The sequence below is a fragment of the Nonomuraea sp. NPDC049419 genome (assembly GCF_040676995.1).
Lineage (GTDB): Bacteria > Actinomycetota > Actinomycetes > Streptosporangiales > Streptosporangiaceae > Nonomuraea > Nonomuraea salmonea.
Genome location: NZ_JBFAQB010000012.1, coordinates 1 through 21,561, shown reverse-complemented (window position 1 = coordinate 21,561; position 21,561 = coordinate 1). Strand labels below are relative to the sequence as shown.

Below are 21,561 nucleotides of genomic sequence, written 5' to 3'. Positions count from 1 at the left end.
GGAGGTGTGCTCCTCGGGGGGAGGCGACACGATGACGAACCGCGTCCGCACGCTCGGCCACTCCAACCGCACCTTCGACGAGGTGCTGGAGATGCTGCGCGCCCACGACGTCACCTGCCTGGTGGACGTCCGGTCGTACCCGTCGTCGCGCAAGTTCCCGCAGTGGAACCAGCCCGCCGTCACCGCCGCGCTGCCCCCCGACATCGGCTACCGGTGGATACGCGAGCTGGGCGGGCGGCGGCACACGCCGCGGGGCGTCCCGAGCCCCAACGGCGCGTGGGAGGTCAAGGCGTTCCGCGACTACGCCGACCACATGGCCACCCCCGAGTTCCGGCGCGGCCTCGACGAACTGCTCCAGCTGGCCGAGCACGAGCGACCGGCGATCATGTGCAGCGAGGCCGTGCCATGGCGGTGCCACCGCCGGCTGATCACCGATGCGCTGATCGTGGCCGGCGTCGAGGTCGTGCACCTCATCTCGGTCACGTCGGTGCGACCCGCGCAGCTCAACGAGCACGCGCGGGTCCGCGACGGGCTGCTGACCTACCCGCCGTCCGGCGATCAGGGCACCAGCGCCGCCAGCGGCACGTGATGCTGGCCCGCGTGGATGTCGCGATCCAGCGGGCTGCCCTGCGGGGTCGGGCGGGGGAAGGAGATCTTCACCACGTTCAGCGCCGGGATGCGGAAGATCCGCACGTCGGCCGGGACGAGGGCGTAGAGGCGGGCGATGACCTCCTCGTTGAGGAAACCCTCGTCGGCGACGATCGCGTAGCCCTCCGCGTCGCGCATGAACAGCTCCATCGTCACCCAGAACGGGCCCGCGTTCTTGGAGCGCACCTCCAGGGCGAGGTCGCCCAGTGTGGGCCTGCGGTCGGCGGTCATCGGGAGACCCCCTCGGGCAGCTCGATGCGGAACATCTCGGTCGGATCGTCCACGGCCACCACGTGGTTGAGCACGAACGCGTACGCGGGGCCGCGCTCGGTCTCGGCCGGCGACGTGGGGAAGGCCAGGCTCGGCAGGTAGTCCATGCCGGGCGCCGGCAGGTGCAGCATCAGCGGGTTCGCCACCTTGGCGATGGCCGTGGCCGTCGCCTGGCCGGGCGCGTTGACCAGCAGCATCACCCCGACCTCGCGGGGCGGTGCGGACGAGGGGTCGAGGTCGCCCAGCACGGCGTTGTAGCCGTAGGGGCGGATGTCCACGACGTAGGCGTCGGGGTCGAGGCCGAGCGTCTGGCGTACGCGGGCGGTGAGCACCTCGTGCAGCAGCGCCAGCCAGGCGTCGATGTCGCCGAGGATGAGCGGGTCGCGGATCGCGGTGAACGACATGGTCTCGTAGCCGGTGACGCGGGCCCCTTCGAGCTTGATCGTGTGCGGGGCGGGCTCGAAGCGCGACCCCTCCACGCGCACCCGGCGCTCGTCCAGAGCCGTGTACGTGGCCTCGTCCACCACCAGCGTGCCCGCGGGCTCCCGCATCCGGTGCGGGTCCACGGTCTCGTACAGCATGTGCGCCGCCACCGACGTCGGCGTGCACGCCACGGCCGGGTCCAGCGGCTCGATCGTGAAGCCGCCGTGGTCGACGGTCGCGAGCACCCCGCCGGAGCGCGGGTTCGTGGTGCACTGCCCGCCGCACTCCACGATCTTGGCCGCGTGCCAGGCCGGTCCCGCGGGCAGGCCCTTCATCAGCGGGTACGCCGCCGCGAGCGCGGTGTCGGTGGCCCGCCCGGCGAGCACGACGTCCGCCCCCGCCTCCAGGGCCGCCACGATGGGCTCGTGCCCCATCATGCCGACGATGTGGGTGCAGTCGTCGAGCGTGGCGGCGTCCAGGTCGCCCATGGGTGGCAGCGGGTGGACGCGTCCCTCGTTGAGCCGCTCCTTCAGCGCGTCGGCCCGCTGCTCGCTGTAGACGCGGGCCACCTTCAGGCTCAGGCCCTCCTCGCGCAGGATCGTCCCGGCGATGCCGGCGACCCAGTCCACCCCCGAGTCGGTGCCGCTGGTGCCGCACGAGCCGACGATCAGCGGGATGCCCGCCCCGGCCGCGGCGCGCAGCAGGATCCGCAGGTCGCGGGCGACGGCCGCGGCGGTCGTCTTGGGCGTGCCCGAGCCCAGGTAATAGGGGCCCGAGTCGGTGGATCCTGCGTCGAGGGCGATCACGTCGGCCCCGAGCTCGATCCCGCGGTCGATGGACTCCGGCGGGAATCCCGCCCCCAGCATTCCGCTGGGCGCCAGGACCCTGATCGCCTCGATACTCGTCATGATGTCCTTTCTGTAAGCACATGGGCGTTGAGCGAGGAGCGGGGATGTCCGCGCAGCGCGGCCACGAGTTCGCGGGCGCCGTCGACGCCCGCGGCCCTGCGCGCCTCGGCGGTCTGCCCGGCCAGGTGGGAGTAGACGGTGATGCCGGGCACGCCGCGCAGCGGGCTGCCGGGCGGGAGCGGCTCGGTCTCGGCGACGTCGAGCGCCGCGCCGGCGAGCCGGCCCGCGCGCACGGCGGCGGCCAGGGCCGCCTCGTCCACGATGGGGCCGCGGGCGGTGTTGACGAGGTGCGCGGTGGGCTTCATCAGGGCGAGCGCGGCGGCGTCGAGCAGGTTCCTGGTGGCGGGGCTGAGCGCCGTGTGCACGGACAGGAAGTCCGACTCGGCCAGCAGCTCGGGCAGGGCCACGAAGCGTACGGAGGGGTCGAGATCGTCCTTGACACCGGAGGTGCAGAGCACGCTCATCCCGAACGCCCGCGCGAGCGGCGCCACGGCCCTGGCCGCCGCGCCGTAGCCGAGCAGGCCGAGCGTCTTGCCGCGCAGCTCGTGGCCGTCGTCGCGGGGCCAGCGGCCCTCCTGGACGCCGGTCGCCACGGGGACCAGCCGGCGCGCCTGGGCCAGCAGCAGGCCCATCGTGTACTCGGCGACCGCGTTCGCGTTGACGCCGGGCAGGTTGCTCACCGAGACGCCCGCGCGGGTGGCCGCCTCGACGTCCACGGAGTCGTACCCGACGCCGGTGCGGACGACCGCGCGCAGGGCGGGCGCTCGCGCGAACACCTCGGCCGTCATCGGCTCGTTGGCGATCAGCGCGCCCGCGCAGCCGGCCAGGATGGAGACCAGCTCGTCCTCACTCCGGGGGCCGCGCAGCGGGTGGTGCCGGGTGGCGTGGCCGGCGGCGCGCAGGAACAGGTCCACCTCGTCGCCGGGCGCCAGGTAGTCGGTGGTGATCAGGATCGTGCTCATCATGCGCCTTCCGTGAGGCCCGCCGTCCGCCGCCGCCGGTCGATGTGGACGACCAGCACGGCGGCGACGGCGGACAGGATCGCGATGTGCAGGAGCAGCAGGTGCCAGCCGGTGAGGTCGACGGCCAGGCCGACGAGCCCGGGCCCGGCGATGCCGCCGCTCGCCCAGCCGACCGTGTAGAGGCCGCTGTACGTGCCGAGCACGCGGCTCGACGGCGCCAGGTTCCACAGCACGACGACCGCGTTGATGGTGAACGCCGCCGCCCCGGCCGCGGCCACGCACATCGCGACCACGGTCACCGTGGGGTCGCGGAACAGGGACGCGAAGGCCAGGGCCAGGGTGAAGACCGCGATCCCGGCGGCGATCACCCGCAGCCGCCCGAACCGCTCGGCGAGGAACGCGGCGGGGAAGGCGGCCGCGATGTACGCGATGCCGCTCGGCAGCGTCAGCCCGCCCGCCTCGCCGTCGGACAGCCCGAGCACCTGCACGCCGTACGGGGTGAGCAGTGAGCGCGAGGAGAACCAGGCCGAGGCGAAGACGAACACGGCGACGATCAGCAGCACCCGGCTCCGGTCGGGATCGACCAGGACGTCACGGATGATCGACCACATCCGCACTTTGACGGCCGCCTCACCGTTCGCCGCCTTGCTCGCTTCGGCGTCCTCGGCCAGCGCCGCCCGGTAGGCGGGGGAGTGGCTGTCGCGCACCCGCCAGACCAGCACGCCCGCCGCCATCAGCATGAGTGCGGCGGGGACGGCGAAGGCCAGCTTCGGATGGTCGTCCACCAGCAGCAGGCTGACCAGCGCGGCCACGATCGTGGTCAGCGCGGAGGCGGTCTTCACAGCGGCGTTGGCCCTGCTGCGGCGCTCGGGCGCGATGAAGTCCGGCATGAGCGACTCGCTGACCGGCCGGAAGCTGTTCATCACCAGTGCGTACAGGAAGATCACCAGGATCAGCCAGCCGAGCGAGGTGGCGTGCGGGATGAGCAGGAACAGCCCCGCACCCACCGGCATCAGCACCGCCAGGTACGGGATGCGGCGCCCCCAGGAGGTGCGGGTGTTGTCGGACCTGTTGCCGATGTAGGGCTGGATGAAGACGCCGAGCAGGTTGTCCATGCCCATGAGCAGGCCGATCACGGCGGCGCTGGCGACGTGGTCGCGCAGCAGCTCGGGGACGCGGTTGTCGTAGAAGTTCCAGGTGGACTCCTGCGCGAAGACCGCTAGAGCCACATAGAAGGTGATTTTTGGGGTGCTTGTGGGACGGCCTTCGGCTCGCGTGACGCCGGCCATGACGTCCTCCTCGGGGGTGGGGGCAGGAGTCACGATGGCTTGCTATAGCAAAAAAGTCAACGATGGCATCTAGTTTTGCCATAGCGATGTTAGGGTGATCGCATGAAGGTCAACGCCACCACCGGTGCCGAGACGCGGGCCGACCACGCCTACCAGGCCCTGCGCGAGGCGATCGGCAGCGGCGCGCTGCCTCCCGGCCAGAAGGTGACCGAGCGCGGCCTGGCCGAGCGGCTAGCGGTCAGCCCCACCCCCGTGCGCGAGGCGCTGCGCCGCCTGGAGCAGGACGGCCTCATCGAGCGCACCGGCCCCCGCACGGTCGTCGTCGCCGAGATCGCCGAGCGCGCCATCGACGACCTGGCCGAGGTCGAGATCGGCCTGCGCGGCCTGGTGGCCAGGTTCGCCGCGAGGAACGCCACGCCCGAGCAGCTCGACGCCCTCGACGCGATCCTCGACGCCGCCGACGACCTGCTCATCGTCATCGTCACCCGGCACGGCAAGGGCGAGGACGTCGAGCGCCACCTGAGCGCGCTGCTCGACCGCATGCAGGAGTTCAACGACACGGTCAACGCCTGCGCCCACAACCCGGTGCTGATCAGGCTGCTGGAGCAGACCCAGGTCTTCTCCCGCTCCGAGCGCCGCGCCCTGCGCCTGGAGCGCATCGCCGAGGACCACCGCTTCGGCCTCGACCGCTACGCCACCCACCGCGCGCTGGTCCGCGCCCTGCGCGAGCGCGACTCCGCGACCGCCGAGCGCCTGGTCATCGAGGATGCCCAGGGCGGGCTCGCGGCGCTGCGCACCCGGCCACGAAAGGAGCAGGCATGACCCACCGCATCGCGGTGATCCCCGGCGACGGCATCGGCACGGAGGTCGTCCCAGAAGGGCTGCGCGCGCTGGAGGCCACCGCCGCCGTCTTCGGGCTCGACCTGCGCTTCGACCACTTCGACTTCGCCAGCGCCGCCTACTGGCAGCGCCACGGCACGATGCTGCCCGACGACTGGCAGGACGTCCTCGGCTCCTACGACGCCCTCTTCTTCGGCGCCGTCGGCCGGCCCGACGTCGTGCCCGACCACGTGTCGCTCTGGGGCAGCCTGCTGCAGTTCAGGCGCACGTTCGACCAGTACGTCAACCTGCGCCCCTGCCGGCTCATGCCCGGCGTGCGCAGCCCGCTGGCCGGCCGCGAGCCAGGCGACGTCGACTTCCTCGTCGTCAGGGAGAACACCGAGGGCGAATACTCTTCGATCGGCGGCCGCATCTTCGAGGGCACCGAGCGCGAGACCGTGCTGCAGGAGACCGTGATGACCCGCGTCGGCGTCGACCGCGTCCTGCGCCACGCCTTCAGGCTCGCCGAGCGGCGGCCCGCCCGCCACCTCACCTCGGCCACCAAGAGCAACGGCATCTCGATCTCCATGCCCTACTGGGACGAGCGCGTCGAGGCGATGGCCGCCGAGTTTCCCGAGGTCAGGCACGACAAGTGCCACATCGACGCGCTGGCCGCGAACTTCGTGCTGCACCCCGACCGCTACGACGTCGTCGTGGCCAGCAACCTCTTCGGCGACATCCTGTCCGACCTCGGCCCCGCCTGCACCGGCACCATCGGCATCGCCCCGAGCGCCAACATCAACCCCGACGGCGCCCACCCGAGCTTGTTCGAGCCCGTCCACGGCTCCGCCCCCGACATCGCGGGCCGCGGCATCGCCGACCCGATCGGGCAGATCTGGTCCGCCTCGATGATGCTCGATCACCTCGGCCACCCCGACGCCGGCGCCCACCTGCTGCGCGCCATCGAGGACGTCCTCGCCGCCGGCCCCGCCGACGCCCCGCTCACCCCCGACCTCGGCGGCCACGGCACCACCGTCGAGCTCGGCCAGGCCGTCGCCGCCCGCGTCAGGGAACGCCGCCCCGATACGCCATCAGCCTCTCCCGAGGGGACCGTCGCCTTCAGAGGACGGGGGAATCGGGAGCGGGAGGGCTGTCAAGGCCCGAGCGTGCAATGACGCGTCAGGTCCGTGCATCAGAGATCTCCGTTGGTCGCGCGTTAGATGGATAACACGGTGATAATGATCGTGTGGCTCGTCAGGTGCGCACTTCCCCGGGCGCGGCGTACGACCTCGGATACCCCGTGGTGTGGTGCACGCTGTGGTCGCGTCCTGCTCCGTGGCCACGGGCGCGGTGTCGGCCGGGACGGTGCAGCGCTGCATCGCATGGCAAGGTCCGCCGCCAGCGCCTGGACCACGCGCACAGGGCCGCGCTCGTGCTGGTGCGCGGCTACGACGTGATCGTGCACGAGGACCTGCGTATCAGGAACATGACCCGCTCGGTGTCCGGCACGATCGACGCTCCCGGGCGCGACGTCGCGCAGAAGGCGGGCCTCAACCGGAGCATTCTGGGCGCGGGCTGGGGGGTGTTCCTGACGGTCCTCGCGTACACGGCTGAAAGCGCCGGTCGAGAGCTGATCGCAGTGAACCCTGCCGGCACCTCCCGCACGTGTGCCCGTTGTGGGCATTGCGTGAAGGAGAACCGCGTCACTCAGGCCGCGTTCGCCTGTGCGGCGTGCGCGCATGCCGCGCACGCCGACGTGAACGCGGCCATCAACATCCTCAGGGCAGGGCTTGCCCTTCGCCAGGCTGCGGAAGCGGCTTAGCGAGAAGCCGCTCCCTTCAGGGAGCGGACGAGTCACGATTTCCTCGCCACAGCAGCAGCACGCCGCCTGGGTGCTGGAGAAAGGAGTTCCGCCATGGACGCGGACGTCATCGTCGTGGGCGCGGGCCTGTCCGGGCTGGTCGCGGCTCACGAGCTGACCAGCAGGGGACGCAAGGTGGCGCTGGTCGACCAGGAGAGCGCGGCCAACCTGGGCGGGCAGGCGTACTGGTCGTTCGGCGGGCTGTTCCTCGTCGACTCGCCGGAGCAGCGCCGGCTGCGCGTGAAGGACTCCTTCGAGCTGGCCTGGAACGACTGGCAGGGCAGCGCCCGCTTCGACCGCCTCGACGACGAGGACCTGTGGGCGGCACGGTGGGCGCGCGCGTACGTCGAGTGGGCCGCGGGGGAGAAGCGCTCCTGGATCGACGGCCACGGCATCAAGCTGACGCCCATGGTCGGCTGGGCCGAGCGCGGCGGCCTGCGCGCCGACGGCCACGGCAACTCCGTGCCCCGCTTCCACGTGGCCTGGGGCACCGGCACCGGCGTGGTGGCGCCGTTCGTGCGCGCCGCGCAGCGGGCCGCCGGCGCCGGGCTGCTCCGCTTCCACCACCGCCACCGGGTGGACGAGCTGATCGTGCAGGACGGCGTCGTCACCGGGGTGCGCGGCAGCGTCCTGGCCGACGACTCCTCGCCGCGCGGGGTCGCCTCCAACCGCGACGTCACCGGCGCCTTCGAGCTGACCGCGCAGGCCGTCATCGTCGCCGGCGGCGGCATCGGGGCCAACCTCGACCTCGTCCGCCAGTCGTGGCCGCAGCGGCTCGGCACCCCGCCGCAGAGCATGATCACGGGCGTTCCGGCGTACGTGGACGGGCGCATGCTCGCCATCACCGCCGACGCCGGCGCCCGCATGGTCAACCGCGACCGCATGTGGCACTACACCGAAGGCGTCCAGAACTGGGACCCCATCTGGCCCGGCCACGGCATCCGCATCCTGCCGGGGCCGTCGTCGCTGTGGTTCGACGCGCTCGGCCGCCGCCTGCCCGACCCCTGCCTGCCCGGCTACGACACGCTCGCGACCCTGCGCTACTTGCGCACCACGCCCGACATCGCCGCGTACGACCACTCGTGGTTCATCCTCACCCAGCGGATGATCGAGAAGGAGTTCGCGCTGTCCGGCTCCGAGCAGAACCCTGACATCACCAACGGCGACCGCAAGGCGGTGCTGCGCAGCCGGGTGTTCGGCAAGGGGGCGCCCGCGCCGGTCGAGGCGTTCAAGCGGCACGGCGCCGACTTCGTGGTGGCCGCCACTCTCGAAGAGCTCGTCGCCAAGATGAACGACCTGACCGACAAGCCGCTGCTCGACGCCGCCGAGCTGCGCCGCCAGATCGAGGCCCGCGACCTGCAGATCGCCAACCCCTACAGCAAGGACGTGCAGGTGCAGGGCATTCACAACTCGCGGCGTTTCCTCGGCGACCGGCTCACCCGCACCGCCGTGCCGCACCGCGTGCTCGACCCCGCGGCCGGGCCGCTCATCGGCGTCAAGCTGCACATCCTGACCCGCAAGACGCTCGGCGGCATCCAGACCGACCTCGACTCCCGCGCGCTCGCCGCCGACGGCTCACCCGTCCCCGGCCTGTACGCGGTGGGCGAGGCGGCCGGGTTCGGCGGCGGCGGCGTCCACGGCTACAGCGCCCTGGAGGGCACCTTCCTCGGCGGCTGCCTCTTCTCCGGCCGCCAGGCCGGCCGCGCCGCCGCCGATGCGATCGCGTAACACCTGGTCACGGGCCTCGGCACCGGCGCGGACCGAGGCCCCCTGCCCCGGCCGGCGGGCCGGTCGGCCGAGGGCCCCCTTGCGTGGTCGGCGGGCCGGTCGGCCGAGGGCCCCCTGCCTAGCCGGCGGGCTCGGGCTGGGAGGGGGCCGTGTCCGGCTCCGGTGGGAGGATGCCGGACTCGCGGAGGCGGTGGCGGGCCGCGGCGATGGCCTCGGGCGTCGAGGCGAAGACCTGGCCGGCCTCGTCCAGGCGGGCGATGACGCCATGCGCGTGCAGCGGCCGGTGGTGGTCGTCGCGGATGCCGGAGACCAGCACCGTGACACCGCGCCGTTCGAGCCGGGTGATCGCGTCGCCCAGCACCAGCGCGCCGCTGGCGTCGATCGTGGTGACCCGCGACATGCGCAGGATCACCACCGAGACGTCGGCCACCTCCGACAGCTCCAGCAGGAACCGGTGCGCGGCGGCGAAGAACAGCGGCCCGTCGAGGCGGTAGGCCACGATGTGCTCGGCGAGCAGCGCGTGCTCCTGCGCGTCGTGATCGCCGGGCAGGTCGGGGTGGAGCGGCACGGGGTCGAGCCGCACGTTCCCCGCGATGGCGCGCAGCGCGAGCGCTCCCGCCACGATCAGGCCGAGGATGACCGCCGCGACCAGGTCGAGGGCGAGCGTGGCGACCGCCGTCAGCGCCAGCACGACGCCGTCGGAGCGGGTGGAGCGCAGCATCGCGCGTACGGAGCCGACCTCGACCATCCGCACCGCCGTGGCCAGCAGCACGCCCGCCAGCGCCGCCAGCGGGATCCGCGCCACGAGCCCCGCGGCGGTGAACACGATCACGCCCAGGATCACCGCGTGCGCGACCGAGGCCAGCCGGGACGCGGCCCCCGCCCGCACGTTGACCGCCGTACGCGCGATCGCCCCCGTAGCAGGCACCCCGCCGAACAGCGGCGCCACCAGGTTGGCCAGCCCCTGCCCGAACAGCTCCCGATCGGGGTCGTGCTTGTGGTTGACGGTCATGCCGTCCGCGACGGCGGCCGACAGCAGCGACTCCAGCGCGGCCAGCGCGGCGACCGCGATCGCGGGCGCGATGAGCGAGGGCAGCGCCGGGACGTCGAGGAAGCCGAGAGAGGGGGCGGGCAGCCCGGCGGGCAGGTTGCCGATGCGGGCCACCGGCAGGCTCCCCAGCTCGGCGACGATCGTCGCGGCTGCCACCGCCAGCAGCGAGAACGGCACCGAGGGCCGCCACCGCCCGCCGACCAGCATCACCGCCGCGACCGTGACGGACACGGCGAGAGCGGCCCAGTCCGGGCGGGCGGCGAAGGCGAGCACCGCCTCCCAGGCCACGGCGAGCACCTTGTCGCCCTCGGGCGTCGGCACGCCGAGCGCGGCGGGCACCTGCTGCAGCCCGATCACGCAGGCGATGCCCAGCGTGAAGCCCTCCACCACGGGGGCGGGCACCAGCGTCATGAATCGCCCCGCCCGCGCCAGCGCCAGGCCGAGCAGCAGCACCCCGGCCAGCACGCCGACCGTCAGCACCCCCGAGGCGCCGTGCGCGTGCATGATCGGCACGAGCACCACCGTCATCGCGCCTGTCGGGCCCGACACCTGCAGCGCGGAGCCGCCGAACGCGGCGGCCAGCGCGCCGGCCACCACGGCGGTGGCCAGACCGGCCGCCGCGCCGAGCCCGCTGGAGATGCCGAAGCCCAGCGCGAGCGGCAGCGCCACGATCGCCACCGTCAGCCCGGCCAGCAGGTCGCGGCGCGGGTGACGGCCCATGGCGGCCAGGTCGGAGCGGGCGGGCAGGATCGAGCGCAGGCGGGCCCAGCCCGACGAAAGCACGGCGCTCACTTCTCCTCGGCCTCCGCCTCGAGCAGCTCGTTCAGCAGCTCGTGCCGGCCCGACAGCTTGGCCTGGAGCAGGTGCCGGGCCGCGCGCAGCAGCTCGGCCACGTCGCCGCCGGACATCGCGTAGACCACGGTGGAGCCGTCGCGGCGGGCGGTGACCAGCTCGGAGCGGCGCAGCACGGCCAGGTGCTGCGAGAGCCCGGTGGGCTCGACCTCGATCTCGGCCAGCAGATCGCGCACCGGTTTGGGGCCGTCCTGCAGCAGCTCCAGGACGCGGATGCGTACGGGGTGCCCGAGCAGGCGGAAGAGCTCCGCTTTGGCTTCGTACAGGGGCACCGACATGGGCACGCGCGTCCTTTCCTCTGGGAGTCACCGGGGGACAGGGATAAGTTTCCAATGAATTGCGATATTTCGCAATTTCGCGGGTTCGGGTCGGCTGGCGATAAGGGATGCTTGGCCGCCTTTGCTGGCGTGTCCCGGTGGGGAACCGGCGTCCGATGGTTACCGTGTTGCTTCGGGTCATCACTCTGTGTGATGAGGTCAGCTCCTCCTGAAGACATTCGAACGGCGACAAGGAGCTGTGTGCATGGACACGGTGACGGCGCGGACCGGCCACGTGAAGGAGCTGGTCGACCGGCACTTGGAGCGCCTGCTCGAACGGCAGCTCGGCCGGCTCGCCTTCCTGGGCGAGGAGGAGACCGGCCTGATACGCGAGCACCTCGTCGCCTTCGTGCTCGGGGGCGGCAAGCGGCTGCGTCCCGAGTTCGTCTACTGGGGCTACCTGGCCGGGGGCGGGGAGCGTCCCGAGGACGTGCTGCCCGCGGCGTGCGCCGTGGAGCTCGTGCACGCGGCGGCGCTGCTGCTCGACGACATGATGGACGAAGCAGGCACCCGGCGCGGCCGCCCTGCGGCCCACGTCGCACTGGCCGGCCTGCACCGGGCGAGGGGGCGTCGGGGCGACCCTGACCGGTTCGGCGAGTCGGCGGCGACGCTGCTCGCCCTGCTCGCGCTGACCTGGGTCGACGCGGCGCTCCTGGAGTCAGGCCCGCACCTGCCCGCCGCCCTCGACCACCTCACCAGGCTCCGTGTCGAAGCGATCGGCGGCCAGTACCTCGACCTGACCCGCACCTCGGGCGCCCGTCTCGCGGGCACCCCCGCCTCCGGGCCTCGCGCCGACTGCGAGGAACGCGGGGCGGACACCCCCGCCTCCGGGACCCGCGCCGGTCGTGAGGCGCCCGGGGAGGGCGGGCCCGATGGCGGCGAGGAGGAGCAGGCGCGGCTCATCTCGCTGTACAAGTCGGGCAAGTACACCGTCGAGCGGCCGCTGCTGCTCGGGCATGCGGTCGCGGGCGGGTGCGCGCCGACGCGCCGGCTGCTCAGCGCGTACGCGCTGCCGCTGGGGGAGGCGTTCCAGCTCAGGGACGACGTCAGCGGCGTGTTCGGCGACCCGGCCGAGACCGGCAAGCCCGCCGGGGCCGACCTGCTCCAGGGCAAGGCGACGTACCTGCTGGCCGAGGCCCGCAGGCGCACCGGCGGCGCGGACGCGCTCGACGACGTCAAGGACGCGGACGGCGTGGCGGCGGCCCGCCGGTTGATCGTCGAGTGCGGTGCCCTGGACGCGGCGGAGCGGCGCATCGCCGGCCTCGCCGCCGAGGCGGTCGCGGCCCTCGCCCACCCGCCCGGCCTCCCACCGGAGGCCAGGAAGGCCCTGACCGAGCTGGCGGCCACCGCGACGGCCACCGCGACCGCGACCGAGCCGGCGCCGACCGAGCCGGCGGTCACCCCGACGCGGCCGGAAGGGCACGGGCGATGAGCGGGGTCGTGGTCATCGGGGGCGGGCTCGGCGGGCTGGCGGCGGCGGTGCGGCTGGCGGCGGACGGGCGGGAGGTCACCCTGGTCGAGGCCACCGGGGAGCCCGGCGGATGCTGCGGCGTCGCCAGGGTGGGGCCGTACCGGTTCGACGCGGGGCCGTCCGTGCTGACCATGCCGGACGTGCTCGCCGACGTCTTCGGCGCGGCCGGCGAGGAACTGCGCGACTGGGTGCCGCTGCGCCGCCTCGACCCGGCGTACCGGATGGTGTTCGAGGACGGGTCGCGGCTGGACGTGCGGGCGGCGCCGGAGGCGATGACCGAGCAGGTCCGTACGCTGTGCGGCCCCGCCGAGGCGGCCCGCTACGCCCGCTACCGCCGGCTGCTCGGCGAGCTGTTCAAGGTGGAGTGGCCGGCGTTCATCGACGCCGACATGACCAGGCTGCGCGCCCTCGCCAGGCCGGCCGCGCTGCTGCGGCTGGCCGCGCTGGGCGGGTTCCGGCGGCTGGACCGCCTGGCGGCCCGCCACCTCACCGACCCGCGGCTGATCATGGCCCACACCTTCCAGTCCCTGTACGTCGGCCTGTCACCCCGGCGCGCCCTCGGCATCTACGCGGTCATCGCCCACATGGACACGATCGGCGGCGTCTACTTCCCCGAGCGCGGCGGCATGCACGCCATCCCGCTCGCCCTGGCGTCCCTGCTGGAGAAGCTGGGCGCGACCGCCCGGTACGGCATCCGCGCCCAGGAGGTGCTGACCGACGGCGACGGCGTCACCGGCGTGCTGCTGGAGGACGGCGAGCGGCTGCCCGCCCGCCACGTGGTGGTGGCCTGCGACCGGCTGGCGGCCCGCCGGATGCTGCCCGCCCTGGCCGGCGACTGGCGGCTGCGCCGGCCCCGTCATTCGCCGAGCTGCCTGGTGCTGCACGCCGGCCTCGGCGGCGTCCTGCCCGACCAGGCGCACCACACGCTGCACTTCGGGCGGGACTGGCGGCAGACGTTCACCGCGCTGGAGGAGGGCCGGCCGCAGCCGGACCCGAGCCTGCTGGTCACCTGCCCGCGCCCCGACGGCGAGGCGGCGCCGCCCGGCCACGCCACGCTCAGCGTCCTCGAACCCGCGCCCAACCTGCGCCGCACCGACTGGCGGAGGTTGCGCCCCCAGCTGGAGGGGCGGCTGCTGGAGCGCCTGGCCCAGCTCGGTTACGGCGACCTCGCGGACGCGCCCAGGCTGGTGCTCGACCCGCCCGCCTGGGCCGCTCGGGGCCACAGCGCCGGCACCCCGTTCGCGCTGGATCACCGCGTCACCCAGACCGCCTGGCTGCGCCCGTCGGCCGTGGCCCGCCGGGTGCCCGGGCTGCACTTCGCCGGCATGTACACCGCGCCCGGGGTCGGCGTGCCGCCGGTGCTGATCTCGGGGCGGCTCGCCGCCGTACGCATCCTGGAGGAGCACCGGTGACGCTCACCGCCGGCTACGAGCGCTGCCGCCGCCTGCACGCCCGCTACGGCCGCTCCTACTATCTGGCCACCCGGCTGCTGCCACAGTGGAAGCGGCGGCACGTGCACGCCCTGTACGGCTTCGCCCGGTACGCCGACGAGATCGTGGACTCGTTCACGATGACCGACGACCGCGCCCGCGCGCTCGACCGGCTGACCGCCCGGGTCGAGGCGGGGCTGGCCGGCGACGGGCCCGCCGACGGCCCGGTGCTGCCGGCGTTCCTGCACACCGTGCGCTCGTTCGGCATCTGCCACGACGACGTCGCCGTCTTCCTCGCCTCCATGCGCGCCGACCTGTCCGTCACCCGGTACGCCACCTACGACGACCTGCTCGGCTACATGGCGGGCTCGGCCGCCGCGATCGGCACGATGATGCTGCCCGTGCTGGAGCCGGAGCCGGGCCGTGCCGAGGCGGCCCGCGAGCCCGCCCGCCAGCTCGGCCTGGCCTTCCAGCTCACGAACTTCCTGCGCGACGTCCGCGAGGACCATGCCCGTGGCCGCGTCTACCTGCCGATGGCCGACCTGGACAAGTTCGGCGTCCGCCCGGACGCGCTGGGCGCCCGCCATGCCGGGCCCGCCGTCCGCGAGCTGCTCGCCTACGAGGCGGAGCGCGCCCGCGACCACTACCGCGCCGCCGCCCAGGGGCTCGGCCTGCTCACCGCGTCGTCACGACCGTGCGTGCGGGCCGCCTTCGAGCTCTACGGCGGCATCCTGGACGAGATCGAGCGGCGATCGTACGAGGTGCTGGCGGCCCGCGTCCGGGTCCCCCGCCACCGCAAGGCCGCGATCTTCGCCCGCCACCTCCTGGCCTCCGCCGAGGCCGCGCGCGCCGAACGCCGCGTCCAGGTGACGCTCCCATGAACCCGCCGGTGGTGCTCGACGCGATGGGCGGCGATCACGGGCCCGTCGCGACGGTAGAAGGGGCCCTGCTGGCGTGGCGCGAGCACGGGGTGCCGGTCGAGCTGGTCGGGGCGAGCGACGTCATCAACGCGGAGCTGCGCAGGCATGGGGCGCTCGGCGAGCTGCCGGTCGCGCACGCCGACGAGGCCGTGCCGATGGCCGGGAGCGGGGCAGGGGCCGCCGCGCTGACCCGGTCGAGCCTCGCCGTGGGATGCGCCCTGGCCGGGCGGGGCGAGGGCGCCGCGTTCGTGACGGCGGGGTCCACCGGGGCGGCGGTGTCCTGCGCGGTACGCTGGATCGGCCGCGCCCCCGGCGTGCTGCGGCCCGCGCTCGCCGTGGTGCTGCCCGCGCTGCGCGGCGGCGGGAGCGTGCTGGTGGACGCGGGCGCGACCGCCGACCCGAGCCCGGCGATGGTGGCCCAGTTCGCCCTGCTGGGCGCGGGATACGCGCGGGCGGTGCTCGGACGTCCGGACCCGCTGGTGGGGCTGCTGTCGATCGGCGCCGAGCCGGGCAAGGGCAACCGGCTGACCCGCCGCGCCGAGGAGCTGCTGGCCGGCCTTCCGCTGCGCTTCCACGGCAACATCGAGGGCCACGACGTGCTGGCGGGCGTCGTGGACGTGATCGTCACCGACGGCTTCACCGGCAACGTGCTGCTGAAGAACGTCGAAGGCTGCGTACGCACGACGCTGACCATGGTCGCCGAGGCCGGCGTCGCGTCCTACGAGCGGCTGGCCGAGGTGGCCCGCCGCTACGACCCGGAGACGCACGGCGGCGCGGCCCTGCTGGGGCTGCGCGGCACGGTCGTGGTCGCCCACGGTTCCTCACCCCCTGCCACCATCGCCCGCGCCTGCGTCGTCGCCCGCGACCTGGCCCGGCACGACAGCACAGCCCGTGAGCCGGTCCCATGACCGCCTCAGGGAAGGCTCAGGGGGTCGGCGCCGTCCCAGGCGCCTTCGCTGGCGTAGGGGGTGAAGCGGGCGAACAGCTCTTCCGCGTACCAGTCGTGGGCGCGTACCTGGCCGATGACCTGGCGGTGGGCGGCGCCCCGGTAGGCGAAGGCGCGCATGGCGTCCGCGTCCCGCCACAGCGAGAACGTCGCCTGCCTGGCCACCGGCCACTCGCCCATGCCGATCGAGGCCAGGCAGCCGTCCTGCCGCCGCAGCAGCTCCTCCACCGGCGGCACCGACCGGTAGAACGCGACCAGCCGCCGGGGCCTGATCGACGCCCGGGTGAGCACCGCCACCGCCCCGCCGCTCCGAGCGGCCTGATCGGTGGCGGGGAACGGGTCGTGGCCGGACCAGGTGCCTCGGGAGGACAGCGGGGTCAGCCGAACCTGCCAGCGTTCGCGCGCCTCCTTCCGCCAGCGGGCGGCGATCGGGGACGTCCGCAGGAACTCCTCCAGATCCGCCTCCCCGCGCCAGACCGCGAACAGCGCCCACCGCCGCAGGTCGGCGCCGAGCGACATGGCCCGCCCGCGTCCCGTCCCGAGCAGCCGCCAGAACCGCAGCCCTGGGGTGGCGCGCAGCAGCGGCCGGTCGAAGGCCATGTGGCTCATCGCGCCCGCGTCGGCGTACCGGACGAGGTGGAACGACGCGATGCGTGAGGCGCTGGTGGCGGTCATCGCCGGTTACCTGCTCGGCTCTGTGCCGGTCGCGGTGCTGGTGGCGCGCGGGCACGGCGTCGATCCGCGCCGCTCGGGCGACCGCAACCCCGGGTACTGGAACGTCAAGGAGCAGCTCGGGCGGCGGGCGGCGGCGCCGGTCTTCGCCGGGGACACCTTGAAGGGAACGCTGGCCGCGCTGGTCGCGCTCCTGGTCAGCGGGGCCCACGTCACCGGGGTCGGCACGGTCACGGGGGCCAGCGTGGTGCCGGTGTACCTCGCCACGGCGGCGGCGATGGCAGGGCACGCGTGGCCGGTGTTCGCCGGGTTTCGTGGCGGGCGGTCGATCTTGACGTTCGCGGGTGGGATGGCCGTCATCTGTCCTGCGGCGTTCCTGCTGGGGCTCGCGGTGCTGGTGGTGGCGGGGTGGGCGGCGCGGTCGTTCGCGGTGGGGGCGCGGGTGGCGGTGTTCGGGGTGCCGGTGCTGCAGCTGCTGTTCGCGCCCGTCGAGATGGTGGCGGCTACCGGTGGGCTGATGTGCCTCATTGGGCTGCGCTTCGCTCAGGCCGCACTCGCCGGGCGCCGCCGGTGAGCTTCGGGTACGTGCGGCCGCGCCACGTACGGACCGGGCGCAGCGTCGCCTGGGTCAGCCGGGCCGCGGCGGCCGGGTCGAGCAGCGGCGACAGCAGCAGGCCCGCGCCCGGGTCCCGGTAGCTGCCGCGCAGCGCGTACGCCAGCAGCAGCCGCATCGCCAGCAACCCGGCATCCAGACCGGCCGGGCGGCCCGCTATCACCCGCAGCGCGGGCAGCGCGCAGGTCAGCCAGAGGACGGCCAGGTCGGCCGCCTGCCGGCCCGGCCCGGTCACGTCGCGCAGCGGCAGCGAGCGTCCCCACTCCCGCCACAGCTCGGCGACCGAGTCGTGCATGTCCACCTCCAGCAGCGCGCCCGCGTCCAGGAACCCCACCGACCAGCCGCGGCGGGCCAGGCAGCGGGCCAGGGCCACGTCGTCGGTCATACGGTCGCGTACGAGGGCGAAGGCGTCCACGGCGGCGAGCTGCCCGCGACGGAAGGCCATGCACTGGCCGTTCGCGACGGCGCGATGCGGCGGTGGCGGGGTCGCCGGCCCGACGGGGCCGAACCGGTAGACCAGCGTCGCCAGCATCGACGCGTGCAGCGCCTGCTCCAGCACCCCGTCACAGACGAACCGAGGGCCTGCGCTCACCAGGTCGTACCGTTCGAGCGCGGCCGCCATCGCCCCGAACAGCCCAGGCGCCGGCCGCGCGTCGGCGTCCAGTGTGACCACGACCTCGCCGGTGGCGGCGGACACGCCCTGGCGCAGCGCCCACTGCTTGCCCACCCACCCGTCCGGCAGCGGCGCCCCGGTGATCACCTTGGCGCCCAGCACGGCGGCCACCCTGGCGGTGCCGTCCCGTGAGCCGTCGTCCACCACGATCACCTCGGACACGGCGGGGTCGGCGAGCGCGGCCCGCAGACAGGGCCCGATGCGCTCTTCCTCGTCGCGCGCCGGCACCACCACGGAGATCGTCCCAGCGGCCTTGGTGACCGGGGCGAGCGCCGCCACCCGCCGCCGTCCCCGCGCGAGCCGCACCGCGACAACAGCCCCCGCAACCGCCTGCGCGACGCTGAGCGCCCTGCTCATCCGCCGCCGAGGCAGCTCGGCGGTGAGCGCCCTCATCGCCCGCCCTCAGCGGCCGGATCGGTGATGGTTCGCGTGCTTTCGGGGAAGTCGTGTGCGACCAGGCCGGCGACGATTCTCGCGCCCATCGTCACCATCGGCAGGCCGCCGCCGGGGTGGGTGGAGCCGCCGACCAGATAGAGGCCGCGCCGGGGGCCGCGGTTGGCGGGGCGGCGGAAAGGGGCGAGGCGGCCGTGGTGCGCGGCGCCGTAGATGGCGCCGCCCCACGCGCCGTAGCGGTCGCGCAGGTCGGCCGGGGTGAACACGTCGGCGAAGCGCAGCCGGCCGGACAGGTCGTGGCCGCGCTCGGCCAGCCGTTCAAGGACCAGGTCCCGGTACGTGTCCACCCGCATCGGCCAGCGCGCCGGGTTGCGGGCGGGGACGTTGACGAGCAACGTCCAGTTCTCGCAGCCCGATGGCGCCTGGGAGGCGTCGTCCACCGCCGAGCAGCCGACGTAGATGGTCGGATCCAGGGGCGGCACCCGGCGGTCGAAGATGTCGGCGAACTCCCGCTCGTACTCGCCCGAGAACAGCACCGAGTGGTGCGGCAGCCCTGGCGTGCGGCCCTCCACCCCGGCCAGCACCAGCAGCGCCGACGACGACAGGCCGAGCCGGGCGATGCCGCGCAGCCGGCGGCGGTCGGGCAGCAGGCTCCCGTAGAGGGCGGCGGCGTCGGTGTTGGCCACCACGACGTCCGCCCGCACCCGCCGCCCGCTCGCCAGCCGCACCCCCGTGACGCGGGAGCCCGACGTCTCGACGGCGGCGACCGGCTCCGACAGGAACACCTGCACCCCCGCGGCCTTGAGCAGCAGGACCAGGTCGTCGGCCAGCCGGGCGAGGCCGCCAGGCGCGTACCAGACGCCCTGACCGTGCTCCAGCGCCGGTACGCAGCCCAGCGCGGCGGGCGCGCGGTACGGGCTCGACCCGGCGTAGGTGGCGTAGCGGCCGACGTACTGGCGCAGGCGGGGATCGCGGAAGAAGTGGCGGGCCAGCCCGTCCAGCGTCCGCCCCGGCGCCACCGCCATCAGGTCGGACAGCCGCGCCTCCCCGGCCGACCGCCCGCCGCCGCGCAACCGGATCAGCGGTCCGGCGAAGACCGTGCGGCCGGCCGCTCGCAGGCAGCCCTGGGCCCAGGCGTGAAAGGCGTGCCACGCCCGCCCCTCGCCCGGCACCAGCCGGTCCACGGCCGCGGCCATCAGCGCGGGGTCCCGGCGCGCGTCCAGCACGCTCCCGTCGGCGAACCGGTAGCGGCACAGCGGCTCCGGCTCCACCAGCTCCCGCCGCAGCCCCAGCTCGCGGAAGAGGCCGGGCATGGTGAGCAGCGAAGGGCCGAGCGAGAAGGTGAAGCCGTCCCTGCGGTGCTCGGCCAGCTTGCCGCCGAGCCGCGGCGACTGCTCGTACAGGCGGACCTCGTGGCCCTGCCTGGCCAGCAGCAGCGCGCACACCATGCCGCCCACGCCGCCGCCGATCACCGTCACCTCTGCCATGACCGCCTCCAGGCGGGCGCGGCGAACGCGCCCATCGCGAGCCCGCCGGCCGCCGCCACCAGCGGGTCGGCGGGGACGAACACCGCCGCGAACGCGACCGTCTCCATCACCGCCATGACCGTGTAGAGCACGAGCAGCCCGCCGACCGGCGGCGGGTCGCCGGCCACGCGCCCGATGGCGAGCATGACCAGCGCCGACACCAGCAGCCAGCCGGCGAAGTTGGTGAGCGGGATGCCGCGGTAGAAGCCGTCCTCGGCCCACGTCCACAGCCCGAGCCTGACCATCTGCGGGTCGAGGAACAGGTCCCACGCCGTCAGCGCGCCCGCCCCCGCGCACACGCGGCCCCAGCCGGTCGCGAGCGCCGCGCCCACCGCGTACGCCGCCAGCCCCATGCCGCCCCAGGCCAGCGTCACCACCAGGGGAACGCCGCCGATCTGCGGCCACAGCACGTCCGTGTAGCGGTAGGAGCCGAACGGGAACCCCGTCAGGACGCCGGTCAGCTCGGCCGCGTACCCGGTCAGCACCGCCGCCCCGAAGGCGCGCACCGCCCTGCGCGCCCCCCAGGTCTCCGCCGCGAAGGCGATCGCGGACGCCGCGAGCAGCGCCACGATGACCGTGACGTACCGGTGGGGCCGCGCGTCCAGCCCTGACACCACCTGCACGGCCGTCATGGCGAGCAACGACAGCGCGCCGAGCACGCGGGCCGGCCTGACTGCCCTACCTGTCGTCCCTTCCACGCCCTGTCTTCCGGTAGCGGTCTTCCGGTAGCGGTCTTCCCGTAGCGGTGTATCCGGGGATGGACCTGCCCCGCCGCCCGTCAAGGGATCATCCGGCGCGGGCCAAGGATCGTCCGTACCGGCCGTATCCGGGCATCATTACCGAACGCGGAGGTTCAGCGGGGCGCGCGCAGAGATTGCGCCGGGAAGCCCTCGGGTAGCCGGGCAAGCCACGTTTGCTCACTCGAACCCAGCGCGAAGGAGCGCACGCACATGACCTTCAACCCACTGCAGGAGCGGGGCATCCCGCTGGACAAGCAGCTGCGCAACTGGCGGGAGCTGAACGTCACGCCGACCGATCCCGACCACGCCGACCCGTACACGCGGTGCCGCATCATCACGATGAACGGCATCGAGGTCGAGGCGATCATGTTCAGCCACCACCTGGCCCGGCACTGTCCCGACATGGAGATCAAGCAGCAGCTGGCCCGGGTCCGCTACATCGAGGCGCAGCAGCAGAAGGCGGTCAACTGGCTGCTGCCCGGTCTCGCCTCGGTGCTGGAGACGACGATCGCGTACGAGCAGGTCGCGGTCGACCTGACCGCCTGGGTGGCCCGCATGGAGCCCGACCCCTACCTGCAGCAGGCGTACCAGTTCGGCGTCCTGGAGGACTTCGACCACCTCTACCGCTACGCCAACCTGTACGAGATGATCGAGCACCGCAAGGCCGAGAAGATCGTCGACCAGCTCACCGAGGTCATGCCGGGCCGGCCGACGTTCATGCACCACCGCAACCCGATCGACAACGTGCGCGAGCCCTATGACCGCTCCACCGCCGCGCCGATCTCCAAACTGCACGCCCTGACGATCATGGCGGCCGAGCAGCAGACCATGAACTTCTACATGAACGTCGGCCCCACCTACATGGAGCCCATCGCCCGCCAGCTCTACCAGGAGATCGGCCTCATCGAGGAAGAGCACGTCACCCACTACGAGTCGCTCGTCGACCCGGGCGAGAGCTGGTGGGAGATGCTCATGAACCACGAGTACAACGAGTGCTACCTCTACCACTCGTTCATGGAGACCGAGTCCGACCCCAAGGTGAAGAACAT

21 protein-coding genes are annotated in these 21,561 nt (G+C 73.8%); 11 read left to right on the top strand and 10 right to left on the bottom strand.

Annotated elements, in window-relative coordinates; genetic code table 11:
* The first annotated feature begins 31 nt into the window (after positions 1-31).
* On the top strand, positions 32-589 hold the full coding sequence (locus AB0K12_RS29960) for a DUF488 domain-containing protein (RefSeq protein ID WP_364568383.1): 558 nt from the start codon (positions 32-34) through the stop codon (positions 587-589).
* Here the strand turns inward: AB0K12_RS29960 and AB0K12_RS29955 are convergent.
* Genes AB0K12_RS29955 through AB0K12_RS29940 form a run of 4 tightly spaced genes read right to left on the bottom strand, consistent with a single transcriptional unit; the run spans position 559 to position 4,533 of the window.
* On the bottom strand, positions 559-879 hold the full coding sequence (locus AB0K12_RS29955; RefSeq protein WP_364568380.1) for a DUF4387 domain-containing protein: 321 nt from the start codon (positions 877-879) through the stop codon (positions 559-561). The genes AB0K12_RS29960 and AB0K12_RS29955 overlap by 31 nt on opposite strands.
* Positions 876-2,249, bottom strand: coding sequence for an acyclic terpene utilization AtuA family protein (locus tag AB0K12_RS29950; protein WP_364568377.1), 1,374 nt, complete (start codon positions 2,247-2,249; stop codon positions 876-878). Before AB0K12_RS29950 ends, AB0K12_RS29955 begins: the two co-directional genes overlap by 4 nt.
* Positions 2,246-3,214 carry an NAD(P)-dependent oxidoreductase gene (locus AB0K12_RS29945; RefSeq protein ID WP_364568374.1) on the bottom strand — a complete coding sequence of 323 codons (969 nt, stop codon included), beginning with the start codon at positions 3,212-3,214 and terminating at the stop codon, positions 2,246-2,248. Before AB0K12_RS29945 ends, AB0K12_RS29950 begins: the two co-directional genes overlap by 4 nt.
* On the bottom strand, positions 3,211-4,533 hold the full coding sequence (locus AB0K12_RS29940) for an MFS transporter (RefSeq protein WP_364568371.1): 1,323 nt from the start codon (positions 4,531-4,533) through the stop codon (positions 3,211-3,213). The genes AB0K12_RS29945 and AB0K12_RS29940 overlap by 4 nt, the downstream gene beginning before the upstream one ends.
* Before the next feature lie 69 nt (positions 4,534-4,602).
* Between AB0K12_RS29940 and AB0K12_RS29935 the strand changes: the two genes are divergently transcribed.
* From AB0K12_RS29935 to AB0K12_RS29920, 4 genes are all read left to right on the top strand, one after another.
* A complete protein-coding gene (locus AB0K12_RS29935; protein ID WP_364568368.1) occupies positions 4,603-5,322 on the top strand; it encodes a GntR family transcriptional regulator in 720 nt (239 codons plus the stop codon).
* Complete coding sequence (locus tag AB0K12_RS29930) at positions 5,319-6,494, top strand: tartrate dehydrogenase (protein ID WP_364568365.1); 1,176 nt, start codon at positions 5,319-5,321, stop codon at positions 6,492-6,494. Before AB0K12_RS29935 ends, AB0K12_RS29930 begins: the two co-directional genes overlap by 4 nt.
* A gap of 71 nt (positions 6,495-6,565) precedes the next feature.
* Positions 6,566-7,141 carry a transposase gene (locus AB0K12_RS29925; protein WP_364568362.1) on the top strand — a complete coding sequence of 192 codons (576 nt, stop codon included), beginning with the start codon at positions 6,566-6,568 and terminating at the stop codon, positions 7,139-7,141.
* 93 nt (positions 7,142-7,234) lie between these two features.
* Positions 7,235-8,908 (top strand): FAD-binding dehydrogenase, encoded by a 1,674-nt coding sequence (locus AB0K12_RS29920; protein ID WP_364568359.1) that lies wholly within the window; start codon positions 7,235-7,237, stop codon positions 8,906-8,908.
* 118 nt (positions 8,909-9,026) lie between these two features.
* Here AB0K12_RS29920 and AB0K12_RS29915 read toward each other — a convergent pair whose 3' ends face one another.
* Both AB0K12_RS29915 and AB0K12_RS29910 read right to left on the bottom strand, forming a co-directional pair.
* Entirely contained in the window at positions 9,027-10,679 is a 1,653-nt protein-coding gene (locus tag AB0K12_RS29915; RefSeq protein WP_364569043.1) for a SulP family inorganic anion transporter, read from the bottom strand.
* Positions 10,680-10,747: 68 nt separating this feature from the next.
* Complete coding sequence (locus AB0K12_RS29910; protein WP_345385380.1) at positions 10,748-11,089, bottom strand: metalloregulator ArsR/SmtB family transcription factor; 342 nt, start codon at positions 11,087-11,089, stop codon at positions 10,748-10,750.
* A 244-nt stretch (positions 11,090-11,333) separates the two neighbouring features.
* Here AB0K12_RS29910 and AB0K12_RS29905 point away from each other — a divergent pair, with 244 nt between their 5' ends.
* From AB0K12_RS29905 to AB0K12_RS29890, 4 genes are read left to right on the top strand one after another with little or no spacing between them, the layout of a single operon-like run.
* A complete protein-coding gene (locus tag AB0K12_RS29905) occupies positions 11,334-12,560 on the top strand; it encodes a polyprenyl synthetase family protein (protein WP_364568356.1) in 1,227 nt (408 codons plus the stop codon).
* On the top strand, positions 12,557-14,011 hold the full coding sequence (gene crtI / locus AB0K12_RS29900; RefSeq protein WP_364568354.1) for a phytoene desaturase family protein: 1,455 nt from the start codon (positions 12,557-12,559) through the stop codon (positions 14,009-14,011). Before AB0K12_RS29905 ends, crtI (AB0K12_RS29900) begins: the two co-directional genes overlap by 4 nt.
* Positions 14,008-14,910 carry a phytoene/squalene synthase family protein gene (locus tag AB0K12_RS29895; protein WP_364568352.1) on the top strand — a complete coding sequence of 301 codons (903 nt, stop codon included), beginning with the start codon at positions 14,008-14,010 and terminating at the stop codon, positions 14,908-14,910. Before crtI (AB0K12_RS29900) ends, AB0K12_RS29895 begins: the two co-directional genes overlap by 4 nt.
* On the top strand, positions 14,907-15,857 hold the full coding sequence (locus AB0K12_RS29890; protein WP_364568349.1) for a phosphate acyltransferase PlsX: 951 nt from the start codon (positions 14,907-14,909) through the stop codon (positions 15,855-15,857). The genes AB0K12_RS29895 and AB0K12_RS29890 overlap by 4 nt, the downstream gene beginning before the upstream one ends.
* Before the next feature lie 5 nt (positions 15,858-15,862).
* Here AB0K12_RS29890 and AB0K12_RS29885 read toward each other — a convergent pair whose 3' ends face one another.
* Positions 15,863-16,570, bottom strand: a complete 708-nt coding sequence (locus AB0K12_RS29885; protein WP_364568346.1) for a spheroidene monooxygenase — start codon at positions 16,568-16,570, stop codon at positions 15,863-15,865.
* On the opposite strand from AB0K12_RS29885, the gene AB0K12_RS29880 reads away from it, so the two are divergent.
* Positions 16,545-17,141: a glycerol-3-phosphate acyltransferase gene (locus tag AB0K12_RS29880; RefSeq protein WP_364568344.1), complete on the top strand. Its 597-nt coding sequence runs from the start codon at positions 16,545-16,547 to the stop codon at positions 17,139-17,141. The two genes, AB0K12_RS29885 and AB0K12_RS29880, sit on opposite strands and share 26 nt — an antisense overlap.
* Here AB0K12_RS29880 and AB0K12_RS29875 read toward each other — a convergent pair.
* The 3 genes from AB0K12_RS29875 to AB0K12_RS29865 are packed head-to-tail and all read right to left on the bottom strand — an operon-like array spanning position 17,092 to position 20,431.
* Positions 17,092-18,246, bottom strand: a complete 1,155-nt coding sequence (locus AB0K12_RS29875; protein ID WP_364568341.1) for a glycosyltransferase family 2 protein — start codon at positions 18,244-18,246, stop codon at positions 17,092-17,094. The two genes, AB0K12_RS29880 and AB0K12_RS29875, sit on opposite strands and share 50 nt — an antisense overlap.
* Positions 18,243-19,733 (bottom strand): phytoene desaturase family protein, encoded by a 1,491-nt coding sequence (gene crtI, locus AB0K12_RS29870; RefSeq protein WP_364568339.1) that lies wholly within the window; start codon positions 19,731-19,733, stop codon positions 18,243-18,245. Before crtI (AB0K12_RS29870) ends, AB0K12_RS29875 begins: the two co-directional genes overlap by 4 nt.
* Positions 19,721-20,431 carry a carotenoid biosynthesis protein gene (locus AB0K12_RS29865; RefSeq protein WP_364568336.1) on the bottom strand — a complete coding sequence of 237 codons (711 nt, stop codon included), beginning with the start codon at positions 20,429-20,431 and terminating at the stop codon, positions 19,721-19,723. The genes crtI (AB0K12_RS29870) and AB0K12_RS29865 overlap by 13 nt, the downstream gene beginning before the upstream one ends.
* A 291-nt stretch (positions 20,432-20,722) precedes the next feature.
* Here AB0K12_RS29865 and AB0K12_RS29860 point away from each other — a divergent pair.
* Positions 20,723-21,561: hypothetical protein (locus tag AB0K12_RS29860; protein ID WP_364568333.1), on the top strand; the 839-nt coding region annotated here is incomplete at its 3' end.